Genomic DNA, 11879 nt, shown 5'->3' with positions numbered 1-11879 from the left:
CGAGCCGCCCAGCGCGGCAGCGGCGACCTCGACCACACGCCGGGCCCCCGCGTCCCTGGTGCCAGCAGCGGCCAGCACGATCGCGTCGACCCGTGCGATGGCCGGTCCATCGTCGACCTCGGCCGGGGCGACCTCGGCCAGCCTGCGGCGCAACCCGGCCAGCAACAGGTCGTCGACGACCCCGCCGGACGGCCCGAGCACCTCGGTCACCCGTACCGACAGTCGGAGCCCGCCCGCCCGAGCGGCGGTCAGCACCCCGGGAATGTCCACCCGGCCGTGGTAGGCATCGGTGAGTAACAACGGCACCAGCACGGCCTTCCGGTGACCGGCCGATTCCAGTGCGTACAACACCTGCTCGGGCGTGGGTTCGGTGTGATCAAGATAACTCGCCCGCACATCCACCCCGGGACGCTCCGTAGCGACGGCCCGGACCAGATCCTCGATCGCCTCGGCGGCCCGGGGATCCCGGCTCCCGTGCGCGACGAGCACGACGGGAGTCGGGATCCCGCCCCTCATACGTGCAGACCGCACTCGGTCTTGTCGAACATCGCCCAGCGCCCGGCCCGGGGATCCTCCCCCGCCTGCGTACGCCGGGTGCAGGGCCAGCAACCGATCGAGGTGTAGCCCTGTCGGAACAGTTCGTTGACCGGCACGTTCCATCGGGAGACGTAGGCATCCACGTCGACCTGCGTCCACGCCGCTATCGGGTTGACCTTGACCCTGCCCCGACCGGCATCGAAGGCGACGACCGGTGTGTTGGCCCGGGTCGGCGACTCGTCGCGGCGCAACCCGGCCGCCCACGCGTCGTAGTCGGTCAGTGCCCGCTCCAGGGGCTCTACCTTGCGCATCGCGCAGCACTGGTCCGGTGCGCGGGCGAAGAGCCGGGGACCGTACTCGCCGTCCTGCTGGCCCACGGTCAGCCGGGGTCGGATCGACCGTACGGTGACCGGCAGCCTCCGGGCCACCTCGTCGCGTACCTTCAGGGTCTCCGGGAAGTGCAGCCCGGTGTCGAGGAAGACCACGTCCACCCCGGGTGCCACCCTGGACACCAGGTGCGCCAGCACCCCGTCCGCCATCGAACTGGTGACACAGAACCGCTTGCCGAACGTACCGGCCGCCCAACGGACGATCTCCTCGGCCGGCGCGTCCGCCAGTTCGCGTCCGGCCTCGTCAGCCAGCGCCCGGAGTTCGTCCGGCCGCCGACCGGCCGGCTCCGGGGGTACGGAGGGGCCGACCGGAGCCGTCCGTGCTGCCGGAGCCGTCGGTGCCGCCGCCCGGGTCAGCGTGACCAGGCCCAGGCCCACCGCCGAACGCAGACCCGCCTGACTCGTCCGCTCGCTCATTGATCCACCTTCCGGGGTAGCAGGCCAGAGAACTTCACGGAGAAGACCCGGGTGCAGGCATGGCACGCCCAGGCACCGTGCGACTCCTCGTGCGGCCGGAGGTCCTCCTCACCGCAGTACGGGCAGTAGAGCGGAACTGCCCTGGTCGAACTGCTCATGACGACATCTCCCGTGGCTGTGTCATCGCAGTTCCTCCTCGTCCACCCGGACGACCCACTGGGCGAACGACTCGCCCGGGGACCGGCTGGCGAGGTAGCGGCGGGCCACGCGTTCGACGTACTCGGGAAGCTCCTCGGCGGTGGTCTTCAGCCCGCGCAGCTTGCGCCCGAAGCCGGCGGTCTGCCCCTGGGCCATGCCCAGGCCGCCGCCCAGGTGCACCTGGAACCCTTCGACCTGCTGCCCGTCCGGGCCGACCACAAGTTGTCCCTTGAGTCCGATGTCGGCGGTCTGGGTACGGGCGCAGGCATTCGGGCAGCCGTTGATGTGGATCGAGATGTCCGCGTCGAACTCGCGCAGCCGCTCCTCCAGCCGGGCCACCAGTTCCTGCCCCCGCGCCTTGGTCTCGACGATGGCCAGCTTGCAGTACTCGATGCCGGTGCAGGCCATCGTGCCCCGCCGCCAGGCCGAGGGCGCAGCCTCCAGGCCGATCCCGCGCAGCGCGGTGACCAGTGATTCGGTACGGTCCGCCTCGACGTCCAGGACCAGGAGCTTCTGGTACGGCGTCAGCCGCACCCGACCACTGCCGTGGGCGGCGGCGACCTCGGCCAGTTCCAGCAGCTGGCTACCGGAGACCCGTCCGACCACCGGTGCGGCCCCGACGTAGTGCCGCCCGTCGTGCTGCCGGTGCACTCCGATGTGGTCGATCGGCTTCTCCGGCAGCTCCGGCGGCGGCCCGTCGAGCAGGCTACGACCCAGGTACTCCTTCTCCAGTACCTCGCGGAACCGCTCGACCCCCCAGTCGGCGACCAGGAACTTCAGTCGGGCCCGGTTGCGCAGCCGGCGGTAGCCGTAGTCGCGGAAGATCGACACGACACCGGCCCAGACCTCCGCCACCTCGGCCAGCGGCACCCAGACCCCGAGCCGCTTGGCCAGCATCGGGTTCGTGCTCAGCCCACCACCTACCCACACGTCGAAGCCCGGCCCGTAGTCCGGGTGGACCACACCGAGGAAGGCGACGTCGTTGGCCTCGTACGGCGTGTCGACCAGCCAGGAGATCGACGTCTTGAACTTGCGGGGAAGGTTGGAGTACTCCTGGTTGCCGACGTAACGCCGGACGATCTCGTCGATCGCCGGGGTCGAGTCGATCAGTTCCGCCTCGGCCACCCCGGCGACCGGGCTGCCGAGCACGATCCGGGGACAGTCACCGCAGGCCTCGGTGGTCTGCAACCCGACGGCCTCCAACTGACGCCAGATCGCGGGCATGTCCTCGACCCGGATCCAGTGGAACTGGATGTTCTGCCGGTCGGTGATGTCGGCGGTGTCCCGGGCGTACCGGCGGGAGATGTTGGCGATGGTCCGCAGCTGGTCGAGGTCGAGCTGCCCGCCGTCGATGCGTACCCGCAACATGAAGTGCTCGTCCTCGAGTTCGTGCGGCTCGAGGACGGCGGTCCGCCCACCGTCGATACCCGCCTTACGCTGCGTGTAGAGGCCCCACCAGCGGAACCGGCCGCGCAGGTCGGCCGGGTCGATGGAGGCGAAGCCCCGGTGGGCGTAGATGTTCTCGATCCGGGCCCGGACGTTGAGCGGATCGTCGTCGGCCTTCATGCGCTCGTTGGGGTTGAGCGGCTCCCGGTGACCGAGCGCCCACTGCCCTTCGCCCCGGGGACGGCGAGCCGGCCTGGCCCCGGTACGGGCCGGGGCACCGGTGGTACCGGGCGGAGCTGGTGTGCTGCTGCTGACGGCCATCGCGGCGTCCTCCGTTGTCTGCTGTGACGGGTCGCTCGGGAAAGACGCGCGGGGGCGCCGGCCAGCCTGGGATCGAAGGCTGTGGACGACGGTGTCGAGAGGGCCGGCGCGGGCGCGCCCGAGACAAATGGGTCGGGCGGCGTTGGTTAGGCCGGACAGATAGCGCTGCGCACGCGGCCGTAATCGACGTGGCGGCGGGCCACGAAGCGGCGCTCAACGGCGGCAGTCATGCCGTCATGCTGCCACACCCCCCACCCACCGGCCAGTGACTCCCACATCACGGGCGGAAGGCAGGGGCCGGATCGCGCCAGGCTGCGCAGGGGTCAGGTCCCGTCGGGCAAGGAATATGCCAAAAAACGCAACCTACCCGATACCTCGCTGGTCTGCTCATCAGTTGTCGCGTTGAGCGGCTTTGGTGACGACAGCGATTGGACCAGCCATCCATGATTGCTTCCTCCAGTGTCCGACCGGTGGATCCGCTGGGTCCGACCAGCGACACCGGTTCCGACCTGCCGACGCTCCTGCGACGTACGGTCTGGCTCTGGCCGATGCTGCTGACCCTCGCGGTCACCTCCTTCCAGGCCGACCGGGCGCAACTGTGGCGGGACGAGTTGGCGACCTGGAGCGCCGTTTCCCGGCCACTCGGCGACCTACTGCGGATGATCGGCAACATCGACGGCGTCAGCAGCCCGTACTACCTCCTCATGCACGGCTGGGTACGGATCTTCGGCGATTCCGTACTGTCCCTGCGACTGCCGACGATCCTGTGTATGACCGGCGCCGCCGGGCTGACCGCCGTACTCGGACAGCGGCTGTTCGGCACCCGTACCGGGCTGATCGCGGGGCTGCTGTTCGCCGTGGTGCCCAGCACCTCCCGATACGCGCAGGAGGCCCGGTCGTACGCCTTCGCCACCCTCTTCGCGGTGCTGTCCACGCTGCTGCTGGTCCGGGCGGTACGACGACCGACCTGGACCAACTGGGCCGGCTACGCCCTCGCGCTGCTCGGGCTGGGACTGGCCCACCTGGTCGCGGTCCTCCTCCTCGCCGGGCATGCCGCCGCCATCGTGCTGGCCTGGCGGGCAACGGGTGACCGTCGACTGCCGACGCGTTGGCTGGTCGTGCTGGTGGCGGCCCTGCTGGCACTGGTCCCCCTGGCCGTGCTCGGCCAGGGGCAGCGGGACCAGCAGCTCGACTGGGTCGACGCGCCCGGCCTCCGGGAGTTGCCGGGTGTGCCCGGGTCCATCGTCCAGGCCGGTACGGTCGGCGGTCTGCTGCTCGGCCTGGCCGCTGTCGCCGCATTCAGCCGGGGCCGCCGGGGAGCGGCACTCGGCCTGTGCGTGCTGCTACCGGTCGTGCTGCTGTTCCTCGGTGGGCTGGTCACCCCCCTCTGGGTACCGCGCTACCTGGTCTTCACCGTGCCGTTCAGCTGTGTACTGGCCGCCAGCGTGCTGGCCCCGCTGAAACTGCCCTGGGCACTGCTGATCGTGCTGGTCACCGGCCTGCTCGGCAGCCCGGAGCAGGCAGGCCTTCGCCGTACACACGAATGGCCCCGGTCCGCGCCGATCGACTACCGGGGTGCCGCCGAGATCATCCGGGCCAATCAGGAACCGGGCGACGGGATCGTCTACTCACCACGTACCGGCTGGAAGTTCCTCGACATCGCGACCGCCTACCACCTGGGCGAGGACCGCCCACTCGACGTACTGGCGACCCGCGACCAGATCCGGCGAGCCGACCTGTGGGCGTCCGAGTGTGCACAGCCCGCCGGGTGTCTCGCGTCGGTGGACCGGGTCTGGCTGCTGGTGGTCGGGGAGAAGGCTGATCCGCTACGGGGTCTGCCGGTTCCGAAGGCCGACGCACTTCGTACCGGTTTCACGACGAGTCGGGTGTGGACCCCGCCGGGTCTCACCGTCGCTCTGCTCACCCGGTCCACCGGGTGACCCCGGCCGGTGTACGGCCCGACACGACCGCCCTCCACGACCGGCCCGAACCGGGATCGCCTTCGGAAGATCCTCGTGACCAGGGACTCCGGCGACGACACGCCGGCGGCTCGCGGAAGTCACACCCTGATCATCGGGACCTTGGGGGGTTGCCGAGGGGGACCACCAGCACGGCCTCGGTGCCCGACGTCGCCTCCCGGTTCCGCAGCTCGATGGTGCCGCGCAGCTCACCCGTGGCCAGCGCCCGGACGATCTGCAGGCCCAGCCGGCCGCCACGTTCCGGGTCGAAGTCGGGGGGTAGGCCGCGACCGTTGTCGGCGACGGTTACGTGGAGCTGCTTACGGAACCGGTGCGCGGAGACGACCACCTCGGCCGGAACCTGGTTCTCCGTCGGGGTGTCGGCCGGCTCACCGGCCGGGGGGAAACCGTGCTCGACCGCGTTGAGCAACAGTTCGTTGAGCACCATCACCAACGATGTGGCGATCTCGGCGGGCAGTACGCCGAAGGTGCCCTCCCGACGCATCCGTACGTTCGACTCGGCCGCAGCCACCTCGGTCGCGGCAGCAGCGACCCGGTCGACGATCCCGTCGAACTCGACCACCTCGTCGCTGGACATGGCCAGGGTCTCGTGCACCAGGGCGATCGACGCGACCCGCCGTACCGATTCCTCCAGCGCCGCCTTCGCCGCCGGGATACCGACCCGTCGGGCCTGCAACCTCAGCAACGCGGCAACCGTCTGCAGGTTGTTCTTCACCCGGTGATGGATCTCCCGGATCGTGGCGTCCTTGGTGATCAGTGCCCGGTCCCGGCGGCGCACCTCGGTGATGTCGCGGACCAGGACCAGCGCGCCGATCGGCACACCGGCCGGCATCAGCGGCAGTGCACGGGTCAACATGGTGGCCCCCCGCGCCTCGATCTCCTTGCGGGGCGGTGCCTCACCGCGCAGGGCAGCCAGCACCCGGTTACCGGCGTCGGTACCATCCAGCGGGTCGGCGGCAAGGCGGCCGTTGAGCGCGGCCAGGTCTTCGCCGACCAGGTGCGAGGCGAAACCGAGCCGCCGGTACGCCGACTGGGCGTTCGGGCTCGCGTAGGTGACCTTGCCGCTGGCGTCCAACCGGACCAGCCCGTCACCGACCCGGGGCGCGGAGGTGGTCTCGCCCGGATGGCGGGGCGGCGGGAACGTGCCGTCGGAGACCATCTGCGCCAGGTCGTCGGCGGTGGTCAGGTAGTTGAGTTCCAGTTGACTGGGGGTACGGGCGGTGGAGAGGTTGGTGTCCCGTCCGACCACCGCGATCACCCCGCCAGACTCACCGTCGGCGGCCCGCAGCCGTACCGGGATCGCCTCGTGTCGGGCCGGCGTGTCGCCGTACCAGACCGGGTCGCCTTCCCGCCAGATCCGCGCCTGGCGGTAGGCGATCCCCAGATGTGCCACCTCCGGCCCGCCGACGATCCGCCCGACCTGGTCGTCCAGGTACGCCGTCGGGGCGGTCGTCGGGCGTACCTGGGCGACACAGACGAAGGTGTCCTCGTCCTCGCCGACCGGTACCCACAGCAGCAGGTCGGCGAAGGACAGGTCGGAGAGGAGTTGCCAGTCACCGGCGACCCGGTGCAGGTGGTCGATGTCAGCCGGCTGGAGGGTGGTGTGCTCCTCGGCCAGGTCGCGCAGTGTGGACACGAGGCAAGCCTGCCACGACCGGGGTCAGCGGGTCGCGGTGACCTTCTTCAGGCCTCTCGGCGCGTCCGGGTCCTCGCCCCGGGCCAGCGCCAGGGAGAGGGCCAGCCGCTGCAACGGCAGGATGTCCAGTAGCGGGGCGTAGCGTTCGTCCACCTCGGGAACCGACATCCGGGCAGTCGCGCCAGCGATGTCCGCCGGCCCGATGGTGGCCACGTCGGCACGACGTTCGCCGAGCCGCGAGATGACCTCGCGCATCGCCGTACCGCCGGGTCCGGAGCCGACGACCGCCAGCACCGGTACGTCCGGGTCGGTCATGGCCAGCGGACCGTGCAGCAGGTCCGCGCCGGAGAAGGCCAGCGCCGGCAGGTACGAGGTCTCCATCAGCTTCAGGGCGGCCTCCCGGGCGGTCGGGTAGGCGTAGCCTCGGCCGGTGGTGACCATCCGCCGGGCGAAGCGGTAGCGCGGGGCCAACTCGACCGGGGTCGGGTCGGCGAGGGTCGCCTCCGCGAGGTCGGGCAGGGCGGCCAGGGCGGCCCGCTCGTCGGCGTCCAGCGTGCCGTCGCCGGCCCGTACCCCTTCGATCAGCATGAGCAGGGCCAGCAACTCGGCGGTGTACGTCTTGGTCGCGGCAACGGCACGCTCGTGCCCGGCGGCGATGTCCACGGAGAGTTCGGCGACCTCGGCCAGCGGCGACGACGGGGTGTTGGTGACCGCCAGGGTCAACGCACCGGTGGAGCGGGCGACCCGGAGCACCTCGGCCAGGTCCGGCGACCCTCCGCTCTGGCTGACCCCGACCACCAGTGCGTCGGACATGTCGGGCCGGGCGCCGAAGACGGTGATCGCGCTGGGTGAGGCCAGCCCGGCCGGAAGCCCGAGCCGGATCTCGGTGAGGTACGCGGCGTACAGCGCGGCATGGTCGCTGGTGCCACGGGCGGTGAACACGACATGCCGCGGCCGACGCTCGGCGATGACCGCGGCGACCCGCGCGATCGCGGTCGCGTGTTCCGACTCCAGCAGTCGCGCGTAACCCGCTGGCTGCTCGGCGATGTCCGCCGCCATGCCAGCTCCCGGCTGTGTCACAAGAACCTCCAGTCATGCGCGATTCCCGCGCGCTTCATGCTCAGTCTTGCAGGTTTGCGCGACGGAAGCCAAGAGAAGCAAGCAGAAACGAGCATTTGATCACGCTTGACGCAAGGAGGCGCTCACGCCTGGAGCGAGGAGGCGCTCACGCTGGAGTAAGGAGATGCTCACGTTTGGAGCGAGGCGGGTCGGTCGGGCCGGGTCGCCCCGGACTCGATCCCCGAAGCCGAAGCCTCGACCGCCTGGTCGTCATCGCCGCCACGTAGGGGGATCTCCTTGATGAACCAGGCCAGCACCGGCACCGCCGCAGCGAAGACGATCGCCCAGCCGAAGACGCCGGAAATCGAGTTCGCCAACCCGGCCAGCAGGATCTCCCGGATCGCCGGATCCAACTCCGACAACTTGTCCGGATCGATGCCGATGCCGCCCTCTCCCCCACCGAACCCGCTGACCGTCGCCGGGTCCAGTCCGCCGAGCGCATCGGCAAGCCGGCTGGCGAAGATCGCACCGAACAGGGAGATCCCGAACGAGCCACCGATCGAACGGAAGAAGGTCGCCGCACCGCTGGCCGCGCCGAGATCCTTCTGAGCCACGCTGTTCTGCGCGATCAGCATCGAGGTCTGCATCAGGAAGCCCATGCCGAGCCCGAGCACCACCATGTAGATCGACAGTTCGACCTTGCCGGTGCGCTCGTCGATCAGGACGAGCAACGCCATCCCGGCGGCCATCGCGACACCACCGACGATCGGGAAGATCCGGTAGCGGCCGGTCCTGGTGATCAACCGACCGACGATGATCGACACCACCAGCGAGCTGATCATCACCGGAAGCAGCAGTAGTCCACTGTTGGTCGCGGACGCACCCTGCACCGTCTGCTGGAACAGCGGCAGGAAGTTCATCGCGCCGAACATCGCGAAGCCGAGCAGGAAGCCGATCGCCGCGATGAGGGCGAAGTTCCGGTTGGCGAACAGCTTCAGCGGCAGGATCGGCTCCGCCACGCGTCGCTCGACAAACCCGAAGGCGACCAGACCGATCACGGCCAGCGCAGCCAGACCGAGGATCTGTGGCGAGCCCCAGTCGTACTCGTTGCCACCCCAGGTGGTGATCAGGACGATGGCGGTGATCCCCACGGAGAGCAGGGCCGCACCCAGCCAGTCGATCCGGTGCTCGGTACGGTACTTCGGCAGGTGCATCCGGACGGCCAGCAGGACCAGTGCGACCCCGCCCAACGGCAGGTTGACGTAGAACGCCCACCGCCAGGACAGGTGGTCGGTGATGAACCCGCCGACCAGCGGGCCGGCGACCATGGCGATCGCCATGATGCCAGCGATCAGGCCCTGGTAGCGCCCTCGCTCACGCGGTGGCACCAGGTCACCGATGATGGCCATGACCCCCACCATCAGCCCACCGGCACCTAGCCCCTGGACCGCCCGGAAGGCGATCAGCTGCACCATGCCGTCGCCGGCGCCGCCGAGCGGCCCGGTCCCGGCCATTCCACACAGTGCGGACCCGACCAGGAAGATGCCCACCGAGATCAGGAAGACGGCCTTGCGCCCGTAGAGGTCGCCGAGCTTTCCCCAGATCGGAGTGGAGACCGTGGTACCCAACACGTAGGCGGTGACCACCCAGGTGAAGTGGTTCAGCCCGCCGAACTCGCCGACAATGCGGGGCAGTGCGGTGCTGACGATCATGTTGTCGAGCATCGCCAGCATCATCGCGATCATGAGGCCAGCCAGCACGACCCGGATGTTGGGCCGTGCGGGCGCTTGCTCGGTCGTGGTCATCGGTAGGCTCCCCCGAGAACATGGCGCACTTACTTGCCGTCCGGCTAGTGACCTTACTAGCCGGACGGTAAGTTCGGGTTGCCGAAACGTCAAGCAAATTGGAGGAAGTCGGTGGGCGAGGGCACCGGAGGCACGCGGTCGAGGATCCAGGCCGTCGCGCTGGAGCTCTTCACCGAACAGGGCTACGAGAAGACCTCCCTGCGGGAGATCGCCGAGCGGCTCGGCGTGACCAAGGCTGCGCTCTACTACCACTTCAAGAGCAAGGACGAGATCGTCAACAGCTTCGTCGAGGACCAACTCGTCAAGCTCGATCAGCTGATCGCCTGGGCCGAGACCCAGCCCGCCGGTCCGGAGAGCCGACGGGCCATCATCGCCGCGTACGCCGATCGTTTCTTCGCTGCCGGAAACCCGTCACCGATGCGGTTCTTCGAGCAGAACCGGACCACCTTCAAGCATCTGCCCATCGGACAGCAGATGCGCGACCGGCTGATGCAGTTGGCCGGGCTGCTCACCCGTGGCGACGATTCGCCCAGCACCCGGCTACGTTCGACGTTGGCCCTGTTCGCCGTACACAGCAGTTGGCTCGTCCTGCGGGCACCGGAGATCAGCGACGAGGAGCGCAGGCGGTTGGTCCTCGAAGTCGCCGACGACCTGCTGGATCGGATCGGGGACAACACCGCGTCGTCCCGCCCGACCCCGCAGGCAGACATCGGCGGGGCCGGAACCGGTGACGCCGATCAGGCCGGCGGGGCCTGACCCGTCAGGTCCAGGCGCAGGGCGATCAGGTCCACCCCGGCCACCGGTGACCAGTCGCGCTCCGGAGTCCGGTGGAACCCCAACCGGGCATAGAGCCGATGTGCCGGAGCCGAGAAGCTCCGGGCCGAGATGACCACCGCCCGGCAGCCCAGTTCGACCGCCCGGTCCACACAGGCCCGGACCAGCGCCGCGCCGGCTCCCTGCCCCTGGGCGGTCGGATCCACCGCCAACATCCGGAACTCGGCCTCGCCGGGGCCGGAGAGTTCGGCGTACGACGTGCCGGGCAGTACGAACAGCACCGAGCCGACGACCTGCCCCGTCCCGTCGACGGCGACCAGCAGCTCACCGCCGGTCGCCCGGCCGGCGACATCGGCCAGCACCCGCTCGTAGCCATGCTCGCCCTTGAGCTGGCCGTCCGCCTCGTACGCCGCCACCGTCAACCGGGCAATCGCCCCGAAGTCGGCCGGCTCGGCTGCCCGGACCAGCACCGCGCTCACTCGATCACCGCGATGAGGTCACCGTCCTGGACGACGTCCCCCTCGTTCACGGCCAGCTCACGTACGACGCCGTCGTTCTCGGCGACGACCGGGATCTCCATCTTCATGGACTCGAGGATCACCAGCGTGTCGCCCTCGGAAACGGTGTCGCCGGCCGAGGCAACGACCTTCCAGACGTTCGCCACCATCTCAGCGCGGATCTCCTCGGCCATTGTGTGGCCCTCCCTCATCGGCGGGGTATGCGTGCGAACGGTATCCAATCATGTGCTGGCCCGCTCGGAGCGTCCGACCGGGCGGACTAGCATCAGCGAGTCGCTCCCGGTCCCGGGAGAACCTGTCCGACCACGCCCAGTCGGCGCGGCACGAGGAAACGGGAGGCCAACATGGCCAAGAAGTCTCGGAAGAAGAAGGCTCGGAAGAACAGCGCCGCCAACCACGGCAAGCGCCCCAACTCCTGAGTCGCCCGAGGGGCGCCGCCGTAGCAGCAGCGACGGGGGCGCCACCCGGGGCTGACGGGCGACGGCGCGGCCCACGGTCTCTCCACGAGCGCAAACCGGCCAGCAGACGGATTCCCGCCTACTGGCCGGCACACGGTCAGTCCGACAGATGTTCAGTCGGGAAGGTATTCCCGGGTCTCGGTCTCGATGACCAACTCCGCGATGCGCAGGCGAAGCCGTTCACGCAGCTCGGCGGGGGCGGTCTCGTTGCCACAGCAGCGCGCCACCAGCGCCTTCACCTCCTGCTCGATGCCGTACTCGCGCAGGCACGGCGAGCATTCGTCGAGATGGCGGCGGATCAGGATGGTGCGTTCCTCGGCGCATTCGAGGTCGAGATAGAGATAGACCTCGGCCAGCACCTCGCGGCAATCAGTTTCGTGTGCGTCACCACAGCTCACAGTC

12 protein-coding genes and 1 pseudogene are annotated in these 11879 nt (G+C 69.7%); 3 read left to right on the top strand and 10 right to left on the bottom strand.

Annotated features, from left to right (window positions below):
• From ACFQ4H_RS23025 to ACFQ4H_RS23010, 4 genes are all read right to left on the bottom strand, one after another.
• Positions 1 to 531: sirohydrochlorin chelatase (locus tag ACFQ4H_RS23025; protein ID WP_377573799.1), on the bottom strand; the 531-nt coding region annotated here is incomplete at its 3' end.
• Complete coding sequence (locus ACFQ4H_RS23020) at positions 513 to 1343, bottom strand: phosphoadenylyl-sulfate reductase (RefSeq protein WP_377573796.1); 831 nt, start codon at positions 1341 to 1343, stop codon at positions 513 to 515. The genes ACFQ4H_RS23025 and ACFQ4H_RS23020, both read right to left, overlap by 19 nt.
• Positions 1340 to 1501, bottom strand: a complete 162-nt coding sequence (locus tag ACFQ4H_RS23015; RefSeq protein ID WP_377573794.1) for a hypothetical protein — start codon at positions 1499 to 1501, stop codon at positions 1340 to 1342. The genes ACFQ4H_RS23020 and ACFQ4H_RS23015 overlap by 4 nt, the downstream gene beginning before the upstream one ends.
• Positions 1502 to 1523: 22 nt before the next feature.
• Entirely contained in the window at positions 1524 to 3248 is a 1725-nt protein-coding gene (locus ACFQ4H_RS23010) for a nitrite/sulfite reductase (protein WP_377573791.1), read from the bottom strand.
• 548 nt (positions 3249 to 3796) lie between these two features.
• Between ACFQ4H_RS23010 and ACFQ4H_RS23005 the strand changes: the two genes are divergently transcribed.
• On the top strand, positions 3797 to 5188 hold the full coding sequence (locus ACFQ4H_RS23005; protein WP_377573817.1) for a glycosyltransferase family 39 protein: 1392 nt from the start codon (positions 3797 to 3799) through the stop codon (positions 5186 to 5188).
• Positions 5189 to 5318: 130 nt separating this feature from the next.
• Here ACFQ4H_RS23005 and ACFQ4H_RS23000 read toward each other — a convergent pair whose 3' ends face one another.
• The 3 genes from ACFQ4H_RS23000 to ACFQ4H_RS22990 form a co-directional block, all read right to left on the bottom strand.
• Positions 5319 to 6863, bottom strand: a complete 1545-nt coding sequence (locus ACFQ4H_RS23000; protein WP_377573788.1) for a sensor histidine kinase — start codon at positions 6861 to 6863, stop codon at positions 5319 to 5321.
• 24 nt (positions 6864 to 6887) lie between these two features.
• The gene (locus tag ACFQ4H_RS22995) at positions 6888 to 7922 is read right to left on the bottom strand and encodes an SIS domain-containing protein (protein WP_377573785.1); all 1035 of its coding nucleotides are present in this window, start codon (positions 7920 to 7922) and stop codon (positions 6888 to 6890) included.
• Positions 7923 to 8110: 188 nt separating this feature from the next.
• Positions 8111 to 9727, bottom strand: a complete 1617-nt coding sequence (locus tag ACFQ4H_RS22990; protein ID WP_377573782.1) for an MDR family MFS transporter — start codon at positions 9725 to 9727, stop codon at positions 8111 to 8113.
• Positions 9728 to 9838: 111 nt separating this feature from the next.
• Here ACFQ4H_RS22990 and ACFQ4H_RS22985 point away from each other — a divergent pair.
• Positions 9839 to 10458, top strand: a pseudogene (locus tag ACFQ4H_RS22985) (TetR/AcrR family transcriptional regulator).
• 6 nt (positions 10459 to 10464) lie between these two features.
• Here the strand turns inward: ACFQ4H_RS22985 and ACFQ4H_RS22980 are convergent.
• A complete protein-coding gene (locus ACFQ4H_RS22980) occupies positions 10465 to 10980 on the bottom strand; it encodes a GNAT family N-acetyltransferase (RefSeq protein ID WP_377573779.1) in 516 nt (171 codons plus the stop codon).
• Positions 10977 to 11192: a biotin/lipoyl-binding carrier protein gene (locus ACFQ4H_RS22975; RefSeq protein ID WP_377573776.1), complete on the bottom strand. Its 216-nt coding sequence runs from the start codon at positions 11190 to 11192 to the stop codon at positions 10977 to 10979. The genes ACFQ4H_RS22980 and ACFQ4H_RS22975 overlap by 4 nt, the downstream gene beginning before the upstream one ends.
• Before the next feature lie 171 nt (positions 11193 to 11363).
• Here ACFQ4H_RS22975 and ACFQ4H_RS22970 point away from each other — a divergent pair, with 171 nt between their 5' ends.
• Positions 11364 to 11438 carry a 50S ribosomal protein bL37 gene (locus ACFQ4H_RS22970; RefSeq protein ID WP_377573814.1) on the top strand — a complete coding sequence of 25 codons (75 nt, stop codon included), beginning with the start codon at positions 11364 to 11366 and terminating at the stop codon, positions 11436 to 11438.
• A 152-nt stretch (positions 11439 to 11590) separates the two neighbouring features.
• On the opposite strand, the gene rsrA is transcribed toward ACFQ4H_RS22970, so the two are convergent.
• The gene (gene rsrA / locus ACFQ4H_RS22965; protein WP_377573774.1) at positions 11591 to 11875 is read right to left on the bottom strand and encodes a mycothiol system anti-sigma-R factor; all 285 of its coding nucleotides are present in this window, start codon (positions 11873 to 11875) and stop codon (positions 11591 to 11593) included.
• Between the last annotated feature and the right edge of the window lie 4 nt (positions 11876 to 11879).

It is taken from the genome of Micromonospora sonneratiae (assembly GCF_042679305.1).
Lineage (GTDB): Bacteria > Actinomycetota > Actinomycetes > Mycobacteriales > Micromonosporaceae > Micromonospora_H > Micromonospora_H sonneratiae.
Note: the sequence above shows the minus strand (reverse complement) of the source record. Positions and strands in the feature narration are given on the sequence as shown.